The 22,566-nt window shown below is 71.2% G+C and carries 23 protein-coding genes; 15 read left to right on the forward strand and 8 right to left on the reverse strand.

Annotation, left to right across the window (positions count from 1 at the left end):
- Positions 1 to 6: 6 nt before the first annotated feature.
- Positions 7 to 897, forward strand: a complete 891-nt coding sequence (locus FHX82_RS28290) for a helix-turn-helix transcriptional regulator (protein WP_145934392.1) — start codon at positions 7 to 9, stop codon at positions 895 to 897.
- Between the two features lie 66 nt (positions 898 to 963).
- Here FHX82_RS28290 and FHX82_RS28295 read toward each other — a convergent pair whose 3' ends face one another.
- The 3 genes from FHX82_RS28295 to FHX82_RS28305 all read right to left on the reverse strand — a co-directional run bounded on the left by FHX82_RS28295 (position 964) and on the right by FHX82_RS28305 (position 3,514).
- Complete coding sequence (locus tag FHX82_RS28295) at positions 964 to 2,019, reverse strand: alpha/beta hydrolase (protein ID WP_145934391.1); 1,056 nt, start codon at positions 2,017 to 2,019, stop codon at positions 964 to 966.
- Positions 2,016 to 2,189: a hypothetical protein gene (locus tag FHX82_RS28300; protein ID WP_183176882.1), complete on the reverse strand. Its 174-nt coding sequence runs from the start codon at positions 2,187 to 2,189 to the stop codon at positions 2,016 to 2,018. The genes FHX82_RS28295 and FHX82_RS28300 overlap by 4 nt, the downstream gene beginning before the upstream one ends.
- A gap of 104 nt (positions 2,190 to 2,293) precedes the next feature.
- Positions 2,294 to 3,514, reverse strand: a complete 1,221-nt coding sequence (locus FHX82_RS28305) for an alpha/beta hydrolase-fold protein (protein WP_261377160.1) — start codon at positions 3,512 to 3,514, stop codon at positions 2,294 to 2,296.
- A 554-nt stretch (positions 3,515 to 4,068) separates the two neighbouring features.
- On the opposite strand from FHX82_RS28305, the gene FHX82_RS28310 reads away from it, so the two are divergent.
- Entirely contained in the window at positions 4,069 to 4,821 is a 753-nt protein-coding gene (locus FHX82_RS28310; protein ID WP_145934390.1) for a hypothetical protein, read from the forward strand.
- Positions 4,818 to 5,021, forward strand: a complete 204-nt coding sequence (locus FHX82_RS28315; RefSeq protein ID WP_145934389.1) for a hypothetical protein — start codon at positions 4,818 to 4,820, stop codon at positions 5,019 to 5,021. Before FHX82_RS28310 ends, FHX82_RS28315 begins: the two co-directional genes overlap by 4 nt.
- A 16-nt stretch (positions 5,022 to 5,037) precedes the next feature.
- Here FHX82_RS28315 and FHX82_RS28320 read toward each other — a convergent pair whose 3' ends face one another.
- Positions 5,038 to 7,065 carry a glycosyltransferase gene (locus FHX82_RS28320; protein ID WP_229881470.1) on the reverse strand — a complete coding sequence of 676 codons (2,028 nt, stop codon included), beginning with the start codon at positions 7,063 to 7,065 and terminating at the stop codon, positions 5,038 to 5,040.
- 250 nt (positions 7,066 to 7,315) lie between these two features.
- Here FHX82_RS28320 and FHX82_RS28325 point away from each other — a divergent pair, with 250 nt between their 5' ends.
- From FHX82_RS28325 to FHX82_RS28360, 8 genes are all read left to right on the forward strand, one after another.
- Entirely contained in the window at positions 7,316 to 7,774 is a 459-nt protein-coding gene (locus FHX82_RS28325; RefSeq protein WP_145934388.1) for a DUF1707 SHOCT-like domain-containing protein, read from the forward strand.
- 123 nt (positions 7,775 to 7,897) lie between these two features.
- Entirely contained in the window at positions 7,898 to 8,791 is an 894-nt protein-coding gene (locus FHX82_RS28330) for a helix-turn-helix transcriptional regulator (RefSeq protein WP_145934387.1), read from the forward strand.
- A 128-nt stretch (positions 8,792 to 8,919) separates the two neighbouring features.
- Entirely contained in the window at positions 8,920 to 9,954 is a 1,035-nt protein-coding gene (locus FHX82_RS28335; protein WP_145934386.1) for a zinc-binding dehydrogenase, read from the forward strand.
- On the forward strand, positions 9,951 to 10,343 hold the full coding sequence (locus tag FHX82_RS28340; protein ID WP_145934385.1) for a DUF2255 family protein: 393 nt from the start codon (positions 9,951 to 9,953) through the stop codon (positions 10,341 to 10,343). The genes FHX82_RS28335 and FHX82_RS28340 overlap by 4 nt, the downstream gene beginning before the upstream one ends.
- A gap of 2 nt (positions 10,344 to 10,345) precedes the next feature.
- On the forward strand, positions 10,346 to 10,753 hold the full coding sequence (locus FHX82_RS28345) for a (R)-mandelonitrile lyase (protein ID WP_145934384.1): 408 nt from the start codon (positions 10,346 to 10,348) through the stop codon (positions 10,751 to 10,753).
- Between the two features lie 10 nt (positions 10,754 to 10,763).
- Complete coding sequence (locus FHX82_RS28350) at positions 10,764 to 11,606, forward strand: SDR family oxidoreductase (protein ID WP_145934383.1); 843 nt, start codon at positions 10,764 to 10,766, stop codon at positions 11,604 to 11,606.
- Between the two features lie 38 nt (positions 11,607 to 11,644).
- The gene (locus FHX82_RS28355; protein ID WP_145934382.1) at positions 11,645 to 12,577 is read left to right on the forward strand and encodes an aldo/keto reductase; all 933 of its coding nucleotides are present in this window, start codon (positions 11,645 to 11,647) and stop codon (positions 12,575 to 12,577) included.
- Positions 12,574 to 13,395: an SDR family oxidoreductase gene (locus FHX82_RS28360; protein ID WP_145934381.1), complete on the forward strand. Its 822-nt coding sequence runs from the start codon at positions 12,574 to 12,576 to the stop codon at positions 13,393 to 13,395. Before FHX82_RS28355 ends, FHX82_RS28360 begins: the two co-directional genes overlap by 4 nt.
- A 427-nt stretch (positions 13,396 to 13,822) precedes the next feature.
- Here the strand turns inward: FHX82_RS28360 and FHX82_RS28365 are convergent, their stop codons facing one another.
- The 4 genes from FHX82_RS28365 to FHX82_RS28380 all read right to left on the reverse strand — a co-directional run bounded on the left by FHX82_RS28365 (position 13,823) and on the right by FHX82_RS28380 (position 18,312).
- Positions 13,823 to 15,040 carry a vWA domain-containing protein gene (locus tag FHX82_RS28365; RefSeq protein ID WP_229881468.1) on the reverse strand — a complete coding sequence of 406 codons (1,218 nt, stop codon included), beginning with the start codon at positions 15,038 to 15,040 and terminating at the stop codon, positions 13,823 to 13,825.
- Positions 15,037 to 16,260 (reverse strand): AAA family ATPase, encoded by a 1,224-nt coding sequence (locus FHX82_RS28370; RefSeq protein ID WP_145934380.1) that lies wholly within the window; start codon positions 16,258 to 16,260, stop codon positions 15,037 to 15,039. Before FHX82_RS28370 ends, FHX82_RS28365 begins: the two co-directional genes overlap by 4 nt.
- A gap of 78 nt (positions 16,261 to 16,338) precedes the next feature.
- Positions 16,339 to 17,682, reverse strand: coding sequence for a hypothetical protein (locus tag FHX82_RS28375; RefSeq protein WP_145934379.1), 1,344 nt, complete (start codon positions 17,680 to 17,682; stop codon positions 16,339 to 16,341).
- A 222-nt stretch (positions 17,683 to 17,904) separates the two neighbouring features.
- Positions 17,905 to 18,312: a hypothetical protein gene (locus tag FHX82_RS28380; RefSeq protein WP_183176883.1), complete on the reverse strand. Its 408-nt coding sequence runs from the start codon at positions 18,310 to 18,312 to the stop codon at positions 17,905 to 17,907.
- A 354-nt stretch (positions 18,313 to 18,666) separates the two neighbouring features.
- Here FHX82_RS28380 and FHX82_RS28385 point away from each other — a divergent pair, with 354 nt between their 5' ends.
- The 4 genes from FHX82_RS28385 to FHX82_RS28400 all read left to right on the forward strand — a co-directional run.
- Positions 18,667 to 19,560, forward strand: coding sequence for an AraC family transcriptional regulator (locus FHX82_RS28385; RefSeq protein ID WP_145934378.1), 894 nt, complete (start codon positions 18,667 to 18,669; stop codon positions 19,558 to 19,560).
- 116 nt (positions 19,561 to 19,676) lie between these two features.
- Positions 19,677 to 20,708, forward strand: a complete 1,032-nt coding sequence (locus FHX82_RS28390) for an aldo/keto reductase (protein ID WP_145934377.1) — start codon at positions 19,677 to 19,679, stop codon at positions 20,706 to 20,708.
- Between the two features lie 190 nt (positions 20,709 to 20,898).
- Entirely contained in the window at positions 20,899 to 21,771 is an 873-nt protein-coding gene (locus tag FHX82_RS28395; RefSeq protein WP_145934376.1) for a helix-turn-helix domain-containing protein, read from the forward strand.
- 41 nt (positions 21,772 to 21,812) lie between these two features.
- On the forward strand, positions 21,813 to 22,566 hold a 754-nt coding region (locus tag FHX82_RS28400; RefSeq protein ID WP_183176884.1), incomplete at its 3' end, for an NmrA family NAD(P)-binding protein.

Genomic DNA, 22,566 nt, shown 5'->3' on the forward strand with positions numbered 1-22,566 from the left:
GAAGGGGTGACCACGATCGATCTGCGCACCGAGATCAAGGAGTTCCTGAGCTCGCGTCGCGCGCGGATCACGCCCGAGCGGGCCGGACTGTCCGCCTATGGCGGCAAGCGCCGGGTCAAAGGTTTGCGTCGCGAAGAGGTAGCGCTGCTGGCAGGGGTATCGGTCGACTACTACGTGCGGATGGAGCGCGGCAGCCTCACCGGCGCCTCCGACGGGGTGCTCGACGCGTTGGCCTCTGCCTTGCAACTCGACGAGGCCGAGCGCGATCACCTGTTCCACCTTGCGCGGCAGTCCAGGGCGCCCGGCGGTCCACGCCGCCGGCGACCCGCCGCGACGGTGCGTCCGGCGCTTCAGCAGGTGCTCGACGCCCTCACCGATGCGCCGGCTTGGATTTGCAACGGCCGTTATGACGTGCTGGCCATGAATCACCTTGCCCGTGCGCTGTATTCACCGGTGCTGGCCGACACGCGACGGCCGGCGAACACCGCGCGGTTCGTGTATCTGGATCCCGAAGCGGCAAAAACGTTCTTCGTCGACTACGACCGGATCGTCTGCGATGTGGCCGCGAAGCTACGCATGGAAGCCGGCCGCAATCCGCACGACGAGGAGCTGATCGCCCTGGTCGGTGAATTATCGACGCGCAGTGAACTGTTTCGGCAGCGGTGGGCATCTCAGGACGTTCGGCTCCACCGGTCCGGACGCAAGCGTGTGCACCATCCGGTAGTGGGCCGGCTCGACCTGGACGTCGAGTCGCTGGAGATGCCTGCCGAACCCGGCCTGCTCCTGAACGTCTACACCGCGCCCGCCGGCACGGCGACCGCGGACGGTCTGGCCCTATTGGCCTCGTGGGCGGCCAGCCAGGAGAAGCTGGCGACCGAGACCCAAGCACTCAGCTGATATGCCAACCTTTTCAGTCCGTCCGAGTCAGCGCTGGACGATCGTCGGTCGGGACGCGCCCGCCCCTCAGCCGCCGAGCCGGGTGAGGAGCCACGGGAGCGAGTCCGCGAACGCCCGGCGCCACAGGAAGAAGTCGTGCCCGCCGCCGGGTACGACGACCAGTTCGGCCGACACGCCCGCCGCCTCGGCCAGTGGTTCGAGCCGCCTGATCGCGGCCAGCGGGGCGGGGTCCTGGTCTCCGGTCTCGAACCATCCGCTGAGCTCCGGGTAGCGCTGGTGGGTCAGCAGCCATCCCGGCTCGTGGGACCGGAAGTTTGCGAGCGAGTTGCCGAACAGCGTCGCGATGGTCTCCCCCACCGCGTTGCCGTCGCCCGACCGCGGTCCGGCCAGTCCACTGTAGTCGGCGAACACAGCGAACCGGTCGGAGTGGCGCAGGGCCAGCATGAGCGCGCAGGACCCACCTTCGGACAGACCGGCGACAGCCCAGCGGCGGCCCGGCGGTTGCGTGGAGAACCGGCTGACGACGAAGGCGGGCACGTCCTCGGCCAGGTAGGTCTCCGCGCGCCCCGCCGGGCTGTCCACGCATTCGGTGTCGCGGTCGAACCCCCCGTTGATGTCGGGCATCACCACCACCGGGGCGACTCCGCGGTGACCGGCGGCCCATGCGTCCAATGTAGACGCGGCGCCACCGTCGTCATCCCAGTCGGCGGGCGATCCCGGCGTGCCGTGCAGCAGCACCACCACCGGCAGTTTCGGCCGTGGGTGAGCGAACCACGCGGGCGGCAGGTACACCTGGGCGGCCCTGGCGGGGAAACCCGATGTGCGGCCGGGGATCTCGATGCTGGTCACCATCCCGGACGCCGGGGCCCGGGGAGCATCGACCGCGGCATCCCCGCCCGGCAGCCCCAGCGCCTGGCCGAGGGTGCGGTAGTAGCCGACGGAAGCGTTGACGAACGTCAGCACGTTCACGGCGACCAACAGCAGAGCCACCGAGCCGGCCGCGACGCGCCCGCGGCCGCGGCGGCAACGCGCGACCAGCAGTCCGGCGGGCACCAGTGCGGCCAGGAGCAGGACGCGGACCGGCCACCATCCGGTGAGCGAGAGCCCGGCCAGTGCGTTCACGCGGGCCCTCCGCGTGGCCGGGTCAGCGGGAACAGCACGTTCTGCCGGATCGACCAGCCGGTCAGCCTCATCAGCAGCCGGTCGATGCCGAGAGCGCGGGACCCCACGCCCACGATCAGCCCGCGCTTCCACGCGCCCGGTGCGAGCGTGGCCGGGAAGGCCGGGCGCAACGCGAGCAGGGTGTCGCGTCCGCCGTCCGCGACATCAGTGCACCGGGCTGCACGACCGACATCAGCACGCCGCCGGCCTTGCGGCGGCATCACCTCCCCCGCCTTCACGTGGCGGTGTCCGTCCCGTGCAGACTGCCGGGGTCACCGGTGTCCGGCAGTGGCCACGGCGGCACCACGCCCGGGGTGACCTGGCCGGGCGGGCCGGTGCCGTCGACGGGCTGGCCCAGCTGCGCGTCGAGCCAGCCGAGCACCGCGGGCAGTTCGGCGCGCACGGCGTTGAGGTTGTGCCCGGCGGGCGGCAGCAGCCACGTCGTCAGCTCCACCGGCGGCGCGGCCGCGGCCCGCAACCGGTCCAGCGCGGCCCGTTCGTCGCCCGCGGCGCCGTCCGCGCAGACCAGCAGCCGCACCGGTGCCGGGTGCTCCCGCAGCGTGGCCGACACGTCGTTGGCGTGCCGGATATCGGCGCGGCCGTGGAACAGGTCACCGGTCTCCACGTCCTGCGGGGTCGTGTCGTAGCCGCTCATGCTGACCGCGACGGAGAACCACTGCGGATGCCGCACGGTCAGGTTCAGCGCGCAGTAGCCCCCGGAGGACCAGCCCGCGGCCGCCCAGCCCTCGCGGTCCGAGCGCACGCGCAGCCGGCTCAGCGCCCAGCTGCGGAGGTCGGCGGAGAGGTAGGTGTCGTCCGCGTCCCCACCGACCGCGTCGATGCATTCGGAGTCGTGCGTCAGGCGCGGTTCGCCGTTCGGGTCGGGCACGATCACCACCGTCGGCGGCAGCCGGTGGCTCGCGATCTGCTGGTCCAGCAGGTCGGGCAGCCCGTACAACGTCGCCACCTGCCGCGGTTCGCCGGGGAAGTGCGGAATCCACTCCAGCACCGGGAAGCGGAAGCCCGCCCAGTCCGGCGCGGCGTAGACCGCCGGCAGGTACACGTCGACGTCGCGGGTGATACCCGTCCGGCGGCCGGTCACGGTCAGGTGCAGCAGCGAACCGTGATTGCCCGCCGCCCGGCCTCCCACCGCCGACAGCGTCCGGTCCAGGTCGCGGCCGTCGGGCCCGGCGTCGGCGACGGTGCCCTCCTCCGGGTTCGGCGACGTGCCCAGCAGCGACCCCAGCGTGGGATAGAAGCTTCCCACCGAGTTGACCGCGAGCCCGGAACCCGCCACGACCATGAGCACAGCGAGCACCGTGGTGCCCACCCTGCCCGCGACCCGGTGCCGCCACCGGTCCCACGCCCACGGCACGGCGGCCACGCAGACGAGGGCGAGCACCGCTGCGACGAGGACGACGGGCAGGGTGTCGATGCGGATGGCAGAAGCGTGCACGCGGCCAATGTAGCCAGGACCTGGGAGCTCAATTCCTTGGGGCAGAACGGAAAGCTCATTCAGCGGGTGCTCAGGAAACACCCCGTAACATGGGTGCGGGCGCTCTCCGTCCTTGGCCATGGTCACGACCGCCACGCCGAAGCAGATGCCGACCGAGGCGACGGTGACCACGGCGAACGGCACCACGGCGGCGCCTCTCGTCGGACCGCGCCTCCCGACCATTGAACCCCGGTCATGACTATCCGGAGTAGACAGACGAGTTCTGACGTCCCGCGCCCGCTCGCCCGGAATTTGCCCGCCGCTAACCCACCACCGCCTAGCGTCGGCGGCATGAGCACCACGACACGGCCGCGACGCCCGGGGACCGGGAGCCGGGCGGAGGGCCTCACTGGCTGATTCCTCACGCCACCTCGACCGCTGCCGCCGAACTCCCCACTCGTGAAGCGGCAGCGAAACAAGGTGGGCCGGCGGGGCCGTGCCCCCGTCCCGCCGGCCCACCCCGAAGATCGTCGCGCTCAGGTCGCACTGGCGCGCGAACCGGTGAAGGAGGGTCGATGAGCGGTGGTGCGCTGTTTCTCGCGGTGTTCTTGGCGTGCACGGTGGAGGCGGTCGAGGCGTTGACGATCGTGCTGGCCGCGGGCACGGCACGGGACTGGCGGTCGGCGGGTACCGGCGCCGTCACGGCCCTGGCCGCGCTCGCGGTGCTCGTCGCCGCGCTCGGCCCCGCACTCGCGGTCGTTCCACTGGCAGGCCTGCGGCTCGTCGTCGGAGGCCTGTTGCTCGTCTTCGGCCTGCAGTGGCTGCGCAAGGCGATTCTGCGGGCGAGCGGCCTCAAGGCCGAGCACGACGAAAACGCGGCGTTCGGCAAGGAGGTCGCCGCGGCGAAAACGGCGCCTGCGCAGGCGAAGTCCGGGGTCCGGGACTGGTACGCGTTCACGCTGTCGTTCAAGGGAGTGTTCCTGGAAGGTCTCGAAGTCGCGTTCATCGCCTTGACTTTCGGCAGCAACCAGCACGACGTGCCACTGGCCGCGATCGCCGCGTTGTCCGCGATCGCAGTCGTGGCGGCCGCCGGTTTCGCGGTGCGCGCTCCGCTCGCCCGCGTACCCGAGAACTCGCTGAAGTTCGTCGTGGGAGTGATGCTGACCGCCTTCGGCCTCTACTGGGGCGGCGAGGGAGCCGGCGCGCGGTGGCCGGGATCCGACGCGGCACTGCTCGTACTGGTGCCGGCGGTCGGGCTGTTCGCGCTCGGCCTCGTCGCGGTGCTGCGCACCAGGACATCGGCCACAGCCGAGAGGGGACACCGATGAGCTGGCTCCGGCGGTTTTTCGCGTTCTGCTATGACTTCGTCGTCGGTGATGACTGGCGGGCCGCCGCGGCGGTGGTCGCGGCCCTCTTCGCGACCTACCTCGTCAGTGCCGCCGGCGTACCGTCGTGGTGGATCTTGCCCGGTGCAGTGGTGGTCGTGCTCCCGTTGACCTTGTGGCGCGCGGCACGACGACGACGGTGACCGGCGGCTGTCCTTTTCACGTCGCCACCAGGTCAGGTGGTGCGACTGAGGCGGTGGTGCCCTCGATCACCCGGCGGTAGAGCTGTTCGAAGCGGGTCAGCGTCTCCTCGACGTCGTGTCCCGCGATCAGCTCGGCACTCGCTCGCCCCATCGCGTCTCGTACCGAGCGGTCGCTCAGGACGTCGGCGAGCGTCCTGCTCAGTCCGGCAACGTCGCCGGGGCGGTACAACCAGCCGTTGTGGCCGGGCCGCACCAGGTGCGGCAGCGCCATCGCGTCGGCCGCGACGACCGGCCTGCCCGCCGCCATGGCTTCCATCGTCGCGAGGCTCTGCAGCTCCGCCGTGCCGGGCATGCAGAACACCGCACAGGACTGGTAGGCGCGCACGAGCTCCTCGTCGGTGACGAATCCCCGCAAGGTGACGCGGTCGGCGACACCGAGCCGCGTCGCCAGCTCTGCCAGCCGGTCACGCTCACTGCCGTCCCCCACCAGTTCCACCCTCGCGCCGAGTCCCGCGGGCAGCGAGGCGAATGCCTGGAGCAACTCGTGGACGTTCTTTTCCGCGTCCAGCCTGCCCACGAACAGGATGACCGGAGCACCGGCCGTCACAGTTCCCGCGGACGCGAAGTGGTCACGGTCGACGCCACACGAGATCGCCGTCGCGGCGGCTTTCACCCCGTTCTGCCCCAGCAGCTGTACCGCACGAGGGGTCGGCGCGGTCACCGCGCTCGCGTTCTTGAGCACCCGTGCCAGGTCCCACCACGCGACACGCACGAACAGCCGGTGGGACCACCGCGGGAGCGGACCGTAGCCCAAGAGGTTCTCCGGCATGAAGTGGTTCGTGGCGACGACCGGGACACCCGCGGCGGCCGTGACCCGCACCGCATGCCGCCCGACGACGAAGTGGGCCTGGCTGTGGACGAGGTCGGGCTCGATCGCCGCCAGCAGCGCGGGAACCGATTTCGCGACACGCCAAGGTGCACACACCCGGAAGGTCGGGTGAAAGGGCGTCCGTCTCGCCCCGATCCGGTGTACGACGACACCCTCGGCCGTCTCCGTCAGGTCGTGTTTCGTGGTCGCCGGGCACAGGACGTGCACCTCGTGGCCGCGCGCGGCGAGTCCGGCGGCGAGGCCGTGCGCGAAGTGCGACGCGCCGTTGATGTCGGGCGGATACGTGTCCGCGGCCACCACGATGCGCAGCGGACCGTCGCGGCGACCGGAGCGTGACGCCGGCGGGGCGTCCGGTACCGAGCGTGTGAGCACGACCAGGCCCACGATCGCGGCCGCCGCGGGCAGCGCCCCGGCGGTGAGCAGTGAGCCACTCCCCTCGCCGTAGGCGAAAACTCCGATCAGGACAGCGACAAGGGGGTCGATGATCGTCGTCGTGCCCACCACGACCGCGGACGATCCGGCGGCGTGCGCCTGGTGCACGAACCAGCCACCGGCCGCTGCCGCGAGCACGATTTCCGCGAGCACCAGCGGCAGCAGGCCGCCCGCCTGACCTTCGGCGAGCACGCGGACCAACGCCGACGTGAACCCGAACAGCACCGCCCCGGCACACGCCAGCAGCACACACCTCGTCCGCACGCCCGCGGCCCGCGCGGCCAGTGCCAGCAGCACCGCAGCGACCGGAACCCACTGGGTGACGGCAAGGTCGGGTGTGGCACCGGTGGGCGGGGTGACGGCGGACAGCACGATGAACACCCCCACGCCACCCACCACCAGCGTCATCGCGGCGAGCACTCCAGCGCTGGGCCGCACCTTCGCGAGGACCGCCGTGACCACCAGGTTCAGCACCCCGATCGGTTGCACGACGGTCAGTGGCGCGAACATGAGCGAGACGACGTGCAGGGCCGCCCCCGCCACGAGGAACAGCACGCTCCAGCGCCAGGACGCGACGCGCAGCATCGCGCGTGCTCCCGAGACGCTCAGCACCGGGCCCGAGGTGACCTTCCGGACCGAAGCGTGCTGAAGGTGGTTGGCGACCGCGTAACAGAGAGCCGCCGCGACCGCACATCCGATGGCCGCAATCAGCATGGTCCTCATGGTCACCGACGGTAGGAAGGCCGGGGTTCACGCTCGGTACGCTTCAGGCAAGCCGAAGGCAAAACGTCGGTGCGGACCGCGATCGGGATCGCGCACTGTCCGATGTGGACCAGCGCTCAGTATCTCCCGCGCACAGCGCATTCACAGGTCCGCTTGCCGTGCGTTAACCCTCGCTTGACCGGACTCGGACACTCCGGCTCGTAACGTCGCTTCCGACCCTGCCGAGTGCAGCTTCCAGGACGAGGACGCGATGAACACATCCCACTCCACCCCGCAGGCGAACGGCACGGACGCGGAGGAGATCCCAGCCGGGGCGCAGCGTTGCTCGGACGCCGAGCGTGAACGGACCAGCGCCCACCTGCAGGCGGCGGCGGGCGAAGGACGGTTGGCGATGGACGAGGTCGAAGACCGGCTCGCTAGAACCTACGCCGCGCGCTACCGCCACGAGCTCGAGGCCATCACCGCGGACCTCCCCCGCGACGCAACCCCTGCCGGGTGGGGCGCCGTCCTCGCTCTGGCGGGCCGCCAGCTCCAGGACGATCTGGCGGCACTGACCGGCCGGGCGAACGTTCCGGCGGGACGCCGGAGGACCGTGGTGCTCACGCTCGCGGCGCTGACCATCGTCCTGTTCGCGGTGGCCACGGTCGTCCTCGCGTTGCACGGCATCGTCGGCGACGGGCCCGACCACCACGGCTTCCCCCGCGAATGAAGCGTGCGTGCGCGGTCTGCGAGGTACGGCCTACGCCACGTACCCGCCGCGGCGAAAGATGCCGCACGTTCGGGGTACTGGCGTTACCTCCTCGGTGACCGCAACGGCACCTACCCTGGAGTGATGAGCCACAGCGACCACCGCGCCCAGGTACGCGAGTTCCTCAGCTCGCGGCGTGCCCGGCTCACCCCCGAGCAGGCCGGGCTGCCCGCCTACGGCGGCCACCGCCGGGTGAAGGGGCTGCGGCGGGAAGAGGTCGCGCTGCTGGCCGGGGTGTCGATCGACTACTACGTGCGCATGGAGCGCGGCAACCTTTCCGGCGCGTCGGAAAGCGTGCTCGACGCGCTGGCCCGCGCGTTACAACTGGACGAGGCCGAGCGCGAGCACCTGTTCACCCTCGCCCGCAACGCCGAAGCACCGACACGGCGGCGCCGGACACCGCCGACCACGGTCCGCCCCGCCGTCCAGCAGGTGCTGGACGCCATCAGCGACGCCCCGGCCTGGGTGCGCAACGGCCGCCACGACATCGTCGCCACGAACCGGCTCGGTCGCGCGCTCTACGCCCCGGTGCTCGAAGACCCGCGCAGACCGGCGAACACGACGCGATTCGTCTACCTCTCCCCTGCCGCGCGCGAGTTCTTCGTGGACTGGGACCGCATCGCCAACGACGCCGCCGCGATGCTGCGGCTGGAGGCCGGCCGCAACCCGCACGACCCCGACCTCATCGCGCTCGTGGGTGAGCTGTCGACGCAGAGTGAGCTGTTCCGGCAGCGGTGGGCATCGCAGGACGTGCAGTATCACCGCAGTGGCCAGAAACGCTTGCGTCATCCGATCGTGGGACAACTGGATCTGAATTTCGAGTCGATGCAGCTGCCCTCGGAGCCCGGGTTGACGCTCAACGTCTACACCGCGGCGCCGGACACCCCGACCGCTGACGGGCTGAAGATGCTCGCCAGCTGGGCCGCGACCCAGGACCTCGCCGACGTCGAACCGGCCGCTACCAAACGACAGCAGTAGCCGCCACCTGAGGTGGGGGTACTGGCATTACCGGTAAGGACAGCCCCTGCCGAGCATCCGGTTCACCGCGTTTGATGGGTAGTGACCAGGGAAAACGTCCTGGTCACCGCCTACGACGAGAGTGAGCGATGAAGGCGACGTTGATCTACGGTGCCGGTGACGTACGCGTCGAGACAGTGCCGGACCCCAAGCTGCGCGAGCCGACCGACGCGATCGTGCGCGTGCTGCGCGCGTGCATCTGCGGCAGCGACCTGTGGCCCTACGGGTCCAAGCCGCCCCAGGACCACGGCGACCGGATCGGGCACGAGTTCCTCGGCGTCGTCGAGGACCTCGGCGCCGAGGTGACCGGCCTCAAGCCCGGCGACGTGGTCGTCGCGCCGTTCGTGTGGGCCGACAACACCTGCGACTTCTGCCGCGAGGGCCTGCAGACCTCCTGCCGCCACGGCGGCCAGTGGGGCAGCAACGACGTCGACGGCGGTCAGGGCGAAGCCGTGCGTGTGCCGCAGGCCTCCGGCACGCTGGTCAAGCTGCCCGTGGGCGAGGACTCGGCGCTGTTGCCCTCGCTGCTGAGCCTGTCCGACGTCTTCCCGACTGGCCACCACTGCGCCGTCACCGCCGGGGTCGACGCCCGCACCACGGTCACCGTCATCGGTGATGGCGCGGTCGGGCTGTCCGCGGTGCTGGCGGCCAAGCGGCTCGGCGCCGAGCGGATCGTCCTGATGGGACGGCACACCGCCCGCACCGACCTCGGCCGCGCGTTCGGCGCCACCGACGTCGTCGCCGAACGCGGCGACGAAGGCATCGAGCGCGTCCGCGAGCTGACCGGCGGCGACGGCACCCACACCGTGCTCGAATGCGTCGGGACCAAGCCGGCCATCGAGACCGCTTTCGGCGTCGTGCGCGACGGCGGCACGGTCAGCCGCGTCGGCGTCCCGCAGTACCCGGAGGTTCCGGCCGACTTCGGGGTGTTCTTCCGCAACATCACCCTCACCGGCGGGGTCGCCCCGGCCCGTGCCTACATCGAAGAACTGTTGCCGGACATCCTCGACGGCCGCATCGAGCCGGGAAAGGTGTTCGACCGCACCGTCGGGCTCGACGACGTCCCGGACGGCTACCGGGCCATGGCCGACCGCGACGCGCTGAAGGTGCTGATCCGCCCGTGACCGCGCGCAACCCGGCCCTGGCCGCGGCCCGAGATGACGACGAACTGACGATCGCGTCGCGCCGAGCCGACGGCTCGCTGCGGCCGGCCCGGATCGTCTGGGCCGTCGAGCACGACGGCGCGCTCTACGTGCGTTCGGTCAACGGCCCGGACGCGGCCTGGTACCGCGGCACCCGCACCCGTCACGAAGGACAGGTCACCGCGGGCGGGCACTCCGCCGACGTCACCTTCGTCGACGCCGCCGACGACACCGCGCTCAACGACGCGATCGACCGCGCCTACCGCACCAAGTACCGGCGCTACGCCGCGAACATCCTCGACCACATCACCAGCCCCCGGGCACGGGCCACGACCATCCGGCTCGTGCCCGCACAATCCACAAAGGACTGACCATGCAGTTCCTGCCGAAACCCCCGTCGGCCAAGGGCCCCGCGGAGTGGTTCACCGGTGACGTCCACTTCGACGTCATCGCCCCGGGCACCGAAACCCGCGGCAAGGTCAACGCCGTGCATTTCGCTCCCGGCGCCCGCACCGCCTGGCACCGGCACGTCAACGGCCAGACGTTGCACGTCACCGAAGGCGTCGGCCTGACCCAGTCCCGCGGCGGCGACGTCGTCGAAATCCGGCCCGGCGACACCGTCTGGTGCCCGCCCGGCGAGTGGCACTGGCACGGCGCCGCCCCCGGGCACTTCATGACCCACCTGGCCATCTGGGACGGCCTCGCCGACGGCCAGGACGGCCCGGAAACCGAATGGGGCGAGCACGTCACCGACGCCGAATACCGCGCCCACTCCTCCTGAAAGGCCGTTCATGCCCCAGCGAACCTGGTTCATCACCGGCGTGAACAGCGGCTTCGGCCGCGAACTCACCCAGCAACTGCTCGACCGCGGCGACCGGGTGATCGGCACGGTCCGCGACCGCGCCAAGGTCGCCGACCTGCTCGAACGCCACCCGGACGCCTTTCACGCCGAGGTCCTCGACCTGACCGACACCGCCGCGATCCACGAGGTGATCGACCGGGCTTTCACCGAGGCCGGCCGCGTCGACGTCGTGATCAGCAACGCCGGCTACGGCCTGTTCGGGGCAGCGGAGGAACTCAGCGGCGCCCAGGTCGAGCACATCGTCGCCACCAACCTCACCGGGCCGATCCACCTCATCCGCGGCGCGCTGCCCCACCTGCGCAAGCAAGGCCACGGGCGGATCATCCAGATCTCCTCCTACGGCGGGCAGGTCGCCTTCCCCGGCAACTCCCTCTACCACGCCACCAAATGGGGCATCGAAGGCTTCGCCGAATCCGTCGCCCAGGAGGTCGCGCCGTTCGGCATCGGCGTCACGATCGTCGAACCCGGTGGCGCTCGCACTGAATTCCGTTACGGCAGCGCCCAGGTGGCCGACCTCCTGCCCGCCTACGACAACACCCCGGCCCACGGGTTCCTCGCGATGCTCGACCCGGCGAATGGCCTCGCCCCCGGCGACCCCGCCCGGATGGCCGCCCGCATCATCGAATCCGCCGACCACGACTCGGCGCCGCTCCGCATCGTCCTGGGCTCGCAAGCCCTGCACGTGACGCTGGAAACCCTGCGCACGCGGATCGCGGACTTCGAGACACAGCACGAACTCGCGGCGTCGACCGACCACCTGCCCGGCGACTAGCACGCAGCACCCAGAACTTCTGGAAGGACGACCTACCGATGGCCACAACGGTCACCTCCCCACACGACACGTTCGAGCTCAACAACGGGGTCCGGATTCCCGTGATCGGGCTCGGAGTGTTCCAAACCCCGCCGGAGCAGACCGTGCAGGCAGTCGAGGTCGCCCTGCGGGCCGGCTACCGGCACATCGACACCGCCGCCGCCTACCGCAACGAACGCGAGGTCGGCGAAGGGATCCGCCGCTCCGGTATCCCTCGTGAAGCAGTGTTCGTGGAGACGAAGATCTGGGTCAGCGACTTCGGCTACGACCAGACACTGCACGCGTTCGACAAGGCCACCGCCAAGCTCGGGTTCGACACGATCGACCTGCTGTTGCTGCACCAGCCCGCCGTCGACGCGTTCGACCGCACCATCGGCGCCTACCGGGCGCTGGAGAAGCTCCTCACCGACGGTCGGGTCCGCGCGATCGGGGTCAGCAACTTCACCCCGGCACTGCTGGACCGGCTGCTCGGCGAGGTCGAGGTGGTGCCCGCGGTGAACCAGATCGAGCTGCACCCCTACTTCACCCAGGCCGACACGCAGCGCGCGGATGCCGAGCACGACATCCTCACCCAGGCGTGGTCCCCGATCGGCGGAATCACCTTCTACCGCGGCAACGACGGCGGCCCCGGCAAGAGCACCCTCACCGACCCCACCCTGCGTCAGATCGCCGACCGCTACGGGAAGACCCCCGCGCAGGTCATGCTGCGCTGGCACCTGCAGCAGGGCCGCTCCGCGATCCCGAAGTCCACCGACCCGGCCCGCCTCGCGGAGAACATCGACATTTTCGACTTCACCCTCACCCGTGCGGACCTCGCCGCGATCGACGCGCTCGACACCGGAGTGCGTGGCGGACCCGACCCCGAGCAGCCGCAACCCCGGTTCTTCGACCTCCGCATCCCCGAAGCCACCTCCGAAGGATCACGGTCATGAGCGACGAAATCGCCGTCCTGATCGGCACCGGCAGCATCGGCGTGGCCGTCGCCCGCCGCGCGGCGGTCGGCCGCACCCTGCTGCTGGCCGACTACAACTCCGCCCAGCTGGAGACCACCGCCGACCTGCTCCGCGGTGAAGGTTACGACGTCCGTACCCGGATCACCGATGTCTCCGACCGCGCCGCCGTCACCGCGCTCGCCGACACCGCCGCGGGCCTCGGGCAGGTCGCCCGCGTGGTCCACGCCGCCGGCGTGTCCCCGGTCCAGGCCGGCACGGACCGCGTCGTCCACGTCGACCTGCTCGGCACCGCCTACGTCCTCGACGCCTTCGGTGCCGTGATCGCCCCAGGCGGATCCGGGATCGTGATCGCCAGCATGGCCGGTCACCTGGGGCCCGGATTCGCGCCCGAACTGGAACACGCCCTCGCCTACGCCGGCGTCGACGAACTCGCGGACCTGCCCGCACTCGACCCCGGCACCATCGGAAATTCCGGCGCCGCCTACGTCCTGGCCAAGCGCGCCAACGCACTGCGCGTCCAGGCCGCCGCCATCAGCTGGGGCGAGCGAGGCTCACGCATCAACTGCCTCAGCCCCGGCATCATCTCCACCCCCTTCGCCCGGGACGAGATGACCGGCCCGAACGCCGCCGGCTACCAGGCCATGATCACCACCTCCGCCGCAGGCCGGATGGGCACCCCTGCCGAAGTCGCCGACCTCGCCGCACTCCTGCTGGGCCCCACCGGATCGTTCATCACCGGCACCGACATCCTCATCGACGGCGGCGTCATCGCCGCCCAGAAAGCGGGCAAGCTCTGACCACCCGCAGCTCCGGAACGTCCGGTCAGGGAGCGATCCCCACGCCATCGATGCGGCTTCACGGACGCTCCTGAGCGGCGGTCATGGCCAGCCGGGGCCGGAGCCGGGTGGCGGAGTCCGGTCGGCCGGTTCGGCGGCGATGCCGGTGCACTCCTGGAGGCGGGCGAAGGCATCGTCCGGGGTCGGCGTGGAGTCCGGGGGCAATCCTTGCCTTCCCGGCCAGGCTGGGCGGGCAGGCGGTCGCCGGTGGCCGCGCTGTGCTCGCCGGTTCTGGTCAAGGAACCGCCTTTCCGGAAGTGTCTCATTCGGACAGTTGACGGGTGAAGAAGTCAGTGACCGGCGGCCGTGCATCCGCTCATACCGATGAGCGGATGCGTCCCAGCGCCACGAGGTGACTTTTCGAGGCTGCCGACCGTTCGCCGAGTGATCAGCCCACGGTGACCACTCGCGCCCAGGCAGGTGGCATGTCCGGTGTGTAGCGGGGATCGTTTTCGTTCAATGCAGGCTGCCGGGAGAACAGGCCGACGACCGTCCGGCCGGGTGGTCGTGCCTCGGGCCAGGGGGTCTGACCGTCGGTCAGGGCCACGATGACGTCGGGGCGAGGGCTGCCGCGCAGGGCCTTGGCGAAGCCGGTGCGCAGATCCGTGCCGCCGCCGCCCACCAAGGGGATGCCCTCGGCGCGACACAGCCGATCTGTGACGTGGGCGGCGGCGTCGCACGACAGCACCGAGACGAAATCGCGGCGACCGCCGACAGCGCGGACGATCGCGGCGATTTCGAGTATCGCGCTTCCCAGCTCGGCGTCGCTCACCGAGGCGGAGGTGTCGACGATCACGCAGACGTGAGGTGGTCGTCGCCGCAGGCTCGGCAGGACGGCGCGGGGCAGACTGGGCGATCGGCGCGAGGGCCGGTCGTAGGTGTAGTCCTCACCGACACCGGACATGGCCGAACGGACCGCCGCCCCCAGCAGCTCCCGCCACGGCTGCGGCGGATGGAACGCCTCTTGTGCCCAGCGCTGCCAGCCCTTCGGGACGCTTCCCGGGCTGCCATTGATGCCTTGCGCGACCCTGAACCGGACGGCATCTCGTTCGTGCGCGCTCAGTCCGTGCGCGCCATCGGCGCCCAGGTCCCAGTCGCGCTCCAGCCCGTCGGCGCCGCTGCCACAGTCCAACCAGGCGAATCCGGTGGTGTACGGCCCGAGGCGGAACTGGCGCAGGTAGTCCTCCATCAGCTGCCCCTCGCGCAACCCGAGCAGCGCCGGATCGACGGCGCCCTCGGGCCGTGCCAGCCCGTCGCCGAACACGTCGTCGTTGATTTCGCAGTCCGCGGCGATGTTCATCCGCAGTCGTTCTCCTTGCCCGGTCAGCTCGTGCTTCGCGGCGAACCGGTCGCTGCGCCCGTGATGGTCGCGCAGGAGGTGGGAGACCTCGTGCACCCACACCCCGGCCAGTTCGTCCAACGGGGTGCGGTCCACGAACGCCGGCGAAACGTAGCAGCGCCAGTGGCGGTCCACGGCCATCGTCGGCACCTGCCGTGATTCCACCGTGTGCAAGGCGAACAATGCCGTCGCCAGGTACGGCCGGTTCCGGACGGCGTGCAGCCGGGCGGCGAAGAGCTTCTCCTCGTCCATGATTCCCGGCGTCACCGGTGCTCACCCACGCCGGCCGCGGCCTGGTCCGCCCGCCGCGACAACGACACCGCCCCGGACAGCCTCTCGATCGCCGCCGGCACCTGCCAGTCGTCGCGGCGCAGCGCGGCGAGCGTCGCCGCCGGCACGACCACCAGGTCCGGGGCGCCGGTCTCCAGCGCCCGCACCAACAGCGACCACGCCGCGTTCCAGCGGGACTGCTCCGGCCGCTTGCGCACCGCCTCCACCACCCCGTTGAGCACCGTCTGGCGCAGGTCGCCACGCTCGGGCAGGACCGCCGCCTCGGGATCCGCGAGCAGCATCTCGGGGTCCGGCAGATCCATCCGGTCCAAGCCGGCCAGCAGCTCCAGGTCCGGCCCGTCCCCGACCGCGCCGCGCACCAGCACGGACAACACGTCGCGGGACGCGGCCGCTGCCGCGGCGAAAGCGATCAGGCGCAGGGCCATCTCCCAACTGCGTGGTGAGGGCCACGGGCCGCCGCGGCGCGTTTCGTTCTTCGGCAGTTGGTGCACGAGTTCGGGCCGGGCGGCCAGGAGTCCACAGACCCCCCGGCGGGCGAACGTGACGGCGTCGGGCAGCCGAGCCCGATCTAGCCGCGGCAGCGCCGCCTTCGGCCACGTCCCGCCCAGCCCCCGCACCACGACGTCGTGGTCGTAGGTCCATTGCAGATGGACGAACCGGTTGGCCAGCGGCGGGCTCAGCTCCCAACCGTCGGCCGCGGAGGACCGTGGATTGGCGGCGGCCACGATCCGGGCACCCGGCGGGAGCCGCAGGGCGCCGACCCGTCGTTCGAGCACGACGCGCAACAGCGCGGCCTGGACGGCCGGCGGCGCGGTGGACAGCTCGTCCAGGAACAAGAGCCCCCGGCCGGCCCGGACGAGGCGCACGGCCCAGTCCGGCGGGGCCATCGGCACACCCTGCTTCGCGGGATCATCGCCGATCACCGGCAGGCCGGAGAAGTCGGACGGCTCGTGCACGCTCGCGATCACAGTGGTCAGTGGCAGTTCGAGAGCTTCCGCGAGCTGGTTCAGCGCCGCGGTCTTGCCGATGCCCGGCTCGCCCCACAGCAGCACCGGCAAATCGGCGGACACGGCCAGCGTCAAGGCGTCCAACTGGGTGTCGGCACGCGGCTCGGTCGTCGTGTCGTGCAGCAGGGCCAGCAGATCGGCGGCGACGTCCAGCGGCCGACGATGAGCGGTTTCCGAAGGGATATTCATGGCAGTGGACAGTTTCGATCACCTTGGGGTCGAATCGGAGCCGTGCGTCGGCCAGGCGGGCAAGCAAAGGTCTGTGGGTCAGCGAAGGGCCGCGTCGCGCGGGCGGGCTCGGAGAACGCGCCGCCGGGTGTCCCGTTTGGACGGAGCAGGCCCCAGCCCGGCCAGTCCCGCCCGGTACAGCCCATGAGCCACCCGGCGGCACACTGCCGCCTCCAGCTCGTCGCGCAGGGCGCCGCTGCGCAGGAGCACGTCCGGTCCGAGCAGGCTTTCGACGGTGGCCATGGCGCCGGCGATGTCGCCGTGGTCCAGCCGGGCGCGAACGTCCACGAGACTTTCCGGACGCCGATGTGCCTCGTCGATCGCCCGCAGGCACGGCAGCCCGGTACCGCCCAAGGCGCCCAGCAACTCCTCGCGGCGGATCTCGTCGGGATCGTGGTCCAGTGGGACCAGCACCCCGTTCACCACGGCGATCCGGTGCGTGGCACCACGACACTCGACGAGGCGCGGACCTGCTGAGCCGTCCGGGCTCCGTGCCGCATCGACTGGCCGATCGTCAGGTCGAAGCGCCGACGCGACGAGCGGGTGCAGCCGGTCGAAGTCGATCAACCCGGCATGGAGCAATTGCAGGTCCGGCAACACCCAGGTCGCGGCGTCGGGCAGGACCGGCACCACACGGGCGCAGCCCGCGACCGGCTCACCCGGCGCGTCCGGGTTGAGCATCAGCCGGTGCCGGGCCGTGAGCCGCACGGCGACGACGTCGCCCGCGCGTCCCTCCGCGCGCAGCAGCAGTGCCGCCTCGGCCACCCACCGGTCCACCGCGCAGGCGCCCACCCAGGCAGGGATCCGGTCCCCTGCGAGATCGCTGTCCGAGGGCCAGTGACCGGACCGCTCCCGCAGTTCACCCGTCCTGCGCACGTCCCACAAGTGGCGGTGCAGATCGAGGCGATACCGGCGGTCGGGGCGAGGATGCGGGTGATGTCCCACCCCGCCTCCGTGCCGGGACGGCCCCCACAGTGCGAGGCTGATCCGCTGGCCGGCCTCCGCCCACGCCGGGGGCGTGCGTGCCACGAGGTGTATCTCACCGCCGCTGCCGGCCGTCGAACAGTACCGGGCCAGGGACACCGTGAGACCCGGCCGCAGCAGGCCGTCCGGACCTGTCCTCGGAAAATGCCAGCGAAGCAGGTCAGGAGCCAGATGACGCAGATCGGCGCGGACCTGTGCCGTCAACCAGTTGCCATGGGCGCGGCCCACGGCTCGCAGGTCCAGATCCACGTCGACACGCGCGGCGGCACAGGCCCCGGCCCAGTCGCCCACCGCCCGGCGGGCAGTCGCTGACTCGATCATCGACGGCGGCACGGCGAAATCGCGCACGCGCGCCCAGGAAAGAAGGCGGAAGTTCTCATTCGCAGTCAAGGGGCGCATCAGCACTCACCTTTGGCGAACGGAACCCCCGATCTGCTCGAGTAGGTAATCATCGCGGCAAGCGTAGCAGGTTCGACATCGAGCGGGGCCGGTTCGATGAGCCGCGGGTGCCTTTCTGATCGAAACCACCCTTGCCCGCGAGCTCGGCTTCACCCCCTCGTGCCGAGCGCCTACCGGACGGGCGGGTTTGCGCGCTGGCTGGTGTCACGAGGAGGACCGCCATCAGGACGACTCCCGCCCACATGCGGTCTGCCAGCCGTCCACAAAGGACTCTTGTGCGGTTCGGATCAATGCCCGCGCGCTCGGGCCGTGGGCGGCTTCCACGGCGTTGGCGACGCCTTCGCGGGCGGCGGCGGCGTCATCGGGGGGAAAGCCGTGGAGCCTGGGCGTGATGGCGCTGCGGTAGCCGGCCGACAGCAGCGCTCCGAGCAGCGCGACGCCGAGCGCGGTGCCCGGCAGGACCGCGAGGTAGCCGCCGTCGACGGAAACGAGGGTCGCCAGGAGGGCCAGGCCCACGCCGGTCAGGAAGATGCCCGTTGTCATGGTCGCGCGCGTCCCGGCCCGCTCGGCCAAGCGCGGAGCAAGACCGGAAGTGATCATGGTCAGGCCGGCCATGGGCAACAGCGCCACCGTGGACAGCAGACCCTCCCGCCTGAACCTCGAAGACCACCAGAAGTGCAACCGCGCCACTGGCCAGGCCGCGCTCACGGAAGAGTCCGACATCCGGCAGCGGAGCGCGGTGGCGAAGCTCCCAGACCACGAAACCGACGGTGGCGAGGACACCGACGAGCAGGCTGATGACGGTGCTCGACGCCGCCCAGCCCTTCTCCGGGCCTTGGTGGAGGAACGAGATGAGCCCGACCACGGCGACGAGGGACGCCAGGGAGCCCGCCCCTCATCTCGGCCGCTTGCGCAAAGCTCGCGAGTTCTTGCACGATCCTCTCGCCGACAGCCGTCGCTCTGGTCTTGTGCTGGAATCGTGGCATGGCTCTGGACGAACTCCGCGACCTGCTGAACCGGCATGGCACTCCGGACCTGACCACGGCCATCGAGGGCGTCCGGATCTGCAAGGCCGGCCACGCGGTCTCGCCGGAGCCCTCGATGTCCGGCACCGTGCTCGCGGTCATCGCCCAGGGCCGCAAGCGGCTTGCCGTCGGCGACCGCGTCCACGAGTACGGTCCCGGGCAGTACCTCGTCGCCTCGGTCGACATGCCGGTGACCGGGCATTTCGTCGACGTCGCGCCAGGCCGTCCCGGGCTCGGCTTCGGGATGACCCTGGACCCCGCCGCCGTCGCGGAACTGCTGCTGCAGGCCGGGCCGGGTGACCTGCCCCGCTCGCCTGGCACCGCGCGCCCCGGGATCGCGGTCAGCGACGCCCCGGACGAGCTGCTCGACGCCGTCGTGCGGCTGCTGCGCCTGCTCGACCACCCTCGTGACCGCAACGCCCTGGTCCCGCTGGTCAAGCGCGAGATCCTCTGGCGGTTGCTGACCGGGGAGCAGGGCGACGCCGTGCGCCAGCTCGGCCTCGCCGACAGCAGCCTGACGCACATCGCGCGGGCGGTGCGGTGGATCCGGGAGAACTACGCCCGGCCCTTCCGCGTCGAAGACGCCGCCCGCATCTCCGGGATGAGCGTCTCCGCGTTCCACCGGAACTTCCAGCTCGTGACGGCGATGACCCCGATCCAGTTCCAGAAACACATTCGCCTGCAGACGGCGAGACTGCTGCTGGCGAACCGGCCGAACGACATCACCGGCGTCGGGCACCGCGTCGGCTACGACAACCCGTCCCAGTTCAGCCGGGAGTACCGGCGCCAGTTCGGTGCGCCGCCCAGCCTCGACGCCGGCCGCCTGCGCGGCGCTGCCCCGGTGATGCCGTGACGAAGACGATCGTGCAAGCACACGAGAGGATCTTGCTGGCCCCACGCCGCCGGCGCTGATGTCCTGGAGACACCGGACCGTGCCCACGGATTCCGGGACACCTGCCAGGGAGAGTCATGAAGTACCGCACGCTGGGCCGCACCGGAATCCAGGTCAGTCCCTACGCCCTCGGCGCCATGATGTTCGGCGCCATGGGAAACCCCGACCACGACGAGTCGATCCGGATCATCCACAAGGCACTGGACGCGGGGATCAACTTCGTCGACACCGCCGACGGGTACTCCTTCGGCGAGTCCGAGGAGATCGTCGGCAAGGCGCTCAAGGGTCGCCGCGACGAAGTCGTGCTCGCGACGAAGGTGTTCTTCCCGATGGGCGAGGGCCCCAACCACGGCGGCAGCTCGCGGCGGTGGATCGTCACGGAGGTGGAGAACTCGTTGCGCCGCTTGCAAACCGACCACATCGACCTGTATCAGATCCACCGCCCCGACCCGACGGCCGACATCGAGGAGACGCTGTCCGCGTTGTCCGACCTGATCCACCACGGCAAGGTGCGGGCGATCGGCTCGTCGACCTTCCCCGCCTCGCAGATCGTCGAAGCGCAGTGGGTCGCGGAAAGGCGCGGTCTCGAACGCTTCCGCACCGAACAGCCGCCGTACTCGATCCTCAACCGCGGCATCGAACGCGAGGTGCTGCCGGTCTGCGAACGCTACGGAATGGGCACGCTGGTCTGGAGCCCGCTCGCCCAGGGCATGCTCACCGGCCGGTACCGCAAGGGCAAGCAGGCCGTGCCCCAGCGCTTCCCCGGCATCGCGCAGCCGCACTTCACCGACGAGCGCAAACTCGACGTCGTCGAGCAACTCGTCCCGCTCGCCGAGAAGGCCGGCCTGCCGATGACCCACCTCGCGATGGCGTTCGCGATCGCGCACCCGGGCGTCACCTCGGCGATCATCGGGCCGCGCACGATGGAACAGCTCGACGACCTCCTGGCCGGCGCCGAGACCACCCTGGACGACGAGATCCTCGACCGCATCGACGAGATCGCCCCGCCCGGCACCGACGCCGCCCCCAACGACGCGGCCTACACGCCGCCGCCCGTCTCGGAGGTGCGCCTGCGCCGCCGGCCCGTCGCCGAACGCTCCGCCGCCTGAGCGACCGTCGGCACGAGCCCGGCTTCGGGGACCGCCAGTCCGCTGCTCAGCAGGCGGGCGTCGACCTCGTCGAGGGCCGAGTGGCAGCCCGGCACCGAAAACCGGACTGTCGGCGGACCAGGTGGGGCACGAGCTTGCCTGTCCATCGCAGGGACAGGCACCAGGTGCCGATCGTGGGGAAACTGGTGTCATGAGTACTTCGTCGTCCGGAGCGGGTGCTGCCAGGTCTTCCTCGGCCGAGCTGGGTGCGTTCCTGCGGTCGCGGCGGGCCGCGTTGACCCCGCGGGAGCTGGGTATCGTCCCGTCCTCCGGGGAGCGGCGCCGGGTGCCGGGGCTCCGGCGCGAGGAGCTCGCGGAGCTGGTCGGGGTCAGCACCGCCTACTACACGCGGCTCGAGCGGGGCGAGAGTCATCAGGTGTCGGATGCGCTGCTGGACTCGCTCGCGCGGGTACTGCGGCTGTCCCCCGACGAGCGCGCGCACCTGTACCGGCTGGCGCGGGCGCTGCCGCCGGTGCGGGGAACCGGGCAGGAGGACCAGGTTCGCCGTCCGATCGCGGATCTCGTCGCGGGCAGCCTCGGTGCGGCGGTGCTCGTCGGCCGGCGCACCGACATCCTGGCGGGCAACCCCCTCGGTTACGCGCTGTGGGATCTCACCGCCGCGGAGATCGCCGCCGTGGGCACCCCGGACCCGCCCAACCAGGCCCGGCGGGTCTTCCTCGACCCGGCGGCCCGCCGGCTGTTCGCGGACTGGGAGCGCCAGGCCGAAGACCTCGCCTCCTACCTGCGGCTGGCCACGGCCGAACGCCCCGACGACCTCGCCCTGCACCGGCTCGTCGCCGAACTGGCCGCGGGCAGTCCCGACTTCGCTCGCCTATGGCGCGAGCACCCGGTCCGGGACTGCCTGCACACCGTGCGCCGCTACCGGCATCCGCTCGTCGGCGAACTGGAGCTCGACGAAGAGATCCTCCGCCTGCCCGACGACCCGGGACAACGCCTGATCATCAGCGCCGCCCAGCCCGGGACCCCCTCGGCCGACCGGCTCGCCCTCCTCATCGCCGGCTGACCGAAACCGCACAACAACCAGTTTCACCTGAGGAAGCACAAATGATCGTCGTCTCATCCGCCACCAGCAACACGGGTTCCGCCGTTGCCGACACGCTGCTCGCCGCCGGAGAACAGGTTCGGGTGCTCGGCCGCAGCCGCGACCGGCTTCAGCGCTTCGCGGACCGCGGCGCCGAGGCGGTGGAAGTCCGCACCGACGACCCCGACAGCCTCCGCACGGCCTTCACCGGAGCCCGCGCGGCCTTCGTCATGATCGCACCCGGCTTCATCCCCGACAGCGACGACTTCCCCGCCCACCAGCGGCGCGTGATCGACGCCCACCGGAAAGCGCTCGCCGGTCTCGGCGGTCTCACCCGCGTCGTCAGCCTGAGCGGCTGGGCCGCCAACTACGACGGCGCCCGGGGCCCGGTGTGGGGCCTGCGCCCGCTGGAAGAAGCGCTCGACACCCTGACCGAGATGGAAGTGGTCCACCTGCGGCCCGGGTGGTTCATGGAGAACACCTTCCCGATGATCGACGAGATCCGGGCCACCGGCACCGCCCACGGCCTCATCCCCGCGGACCTCCCCCTCCCGGCCATCGCCACCGCCGACATCGGCGCTGTCGCCGCCGATCTGCTCACCGGTCGCCGCACGGCCGGCACCCGCACGCTCGAACTGCAGGGCCCCCGAGACCGCACCCTCGCCGAGCTCACCGCGGCGGTCGGCACCGCGGTCGGACGACCCGACGCCCGCTACGAACAGATCGATGCCGCCACCCTGCGTGCCGGTCTCCTCGCCGCGGGCTTCTCCCCCCACA

Origin of the sequence: Amycolatopsis bartoniae, assembly GCF_014191255.1 — a bacterium.
GTDB lineage: Bacteria > Actinomycetota > Actinomycetes > Mycobacteriales > Pseudonocardiaceae > Amycolatopsis_E > Amycolatopsis_E bartoniae.

Bases quoted from the DNA above. Each gene is read 5' to 3' on its own strand.
- FHX82_RS28310 (WP_145934390.1), top strand. From the start codon at position 4,069: ATGAGCGGTGGTGCGCTGTTTCTCGCGGTGTTCTTGGCGTGCACGGTG.
- FHX82_RS28315 (WP_145934389.1), top strand. From the start codon at position 4,818: ATGAGCTGGCTCCGGCGGTTTTTCGCGTTCTGCTATGACTTCGTCGTC.
- FHX82_RS28320 (WP_229881470.1), bottom strand. From the start codon at position 7,065: ATGAGGACCATGCTGATTGCGGCCATCGGATGTGCGGTCGCGGCGGCT.
- FHX82_RS28325 (WP_145934388.1), top strand. From the start codon at position 7,316: ATGAACACATCCCACTCCACCCCGCAGGCGAACGGCACGGACGCGGAG.
- FHX82_RS28330 (WP_145934387.1), top strand. From the start codon at position 7,898: ATGAGCCACAGCGACCACCGCGCCCAGGTACGCGAGTTCCTCAGCTCG.
- FHX82_RS28335 (WP_145934386.1), top strand. From the start codon at position 8,920: ATGAAGGCGACGTTGATCTACGGTGCCGGTGACGTACGCGTCGAGACA.
- FHX82_RS28345 (WP_145934384.1), top strand. From the start codon at position 10,346: ATGCAGTTCCTGCCGAAACCCCCGTCGGCCAAGGGCCCCGCGGAGTGG.
- FHX82_RS28350 (WP_145934383.1), top strand. From the start codon at position 10,764: ATGCCCCAGCGAACCTGGTTCATCACCGGCGTGAACAGCGGCTTCGGC.
- FHX82_RS28355 (WP_145934382.1), top strand. From the start codon at position 11,645: ATGGCCACAACGGTCACCTCCCCACACGACACGTTCGAGCTCAACAAC.
- FHX82_RS28360 (WP_145934381.1), top strand. From the start codon at position 12,574: ATGAGCGACGAAATCGCCGTCCTGATCGGCACCGGCAGCATCGGCGTG.
- FHX82_RS28370 (WP_145934380.1), bottom strand. From the start codon at position 16,260: ATGAATATCCCTTCGGAAACCGCTCATCGTCGGCCGCTGGACGTCGCC.
- FHX82_RS28375 (WP_145934379.1), bottom strand. From the start codon at position 17,682: ATGCGCCCCTTGACTGCGAATGAGAACTTCCGCCTTCTTTCCTGGGCG.
- FHX82_RS28385 (WP_145934378.1), top strand. From the start codon at position 18,667: ATGGCTCTGGACGAACTCCGCGACCTGCTGAACCGGCATGGCACTCCG.
- FHX82_RS28390 (WP_145934377.1), top strand. From the start codon at position 19,677: ATGAAGTACCGCACGCTGGGCCGCACCGGAATCCAGGTCAGTCCCTAC.
- FHX82_RS28395 (WP_145934376.1), top strand. From the start codon at position 20,899: ATGAGTACTTCGTCGTCCGGAGCGGGTGCTGCCAGGTCTTCCTCGGCC.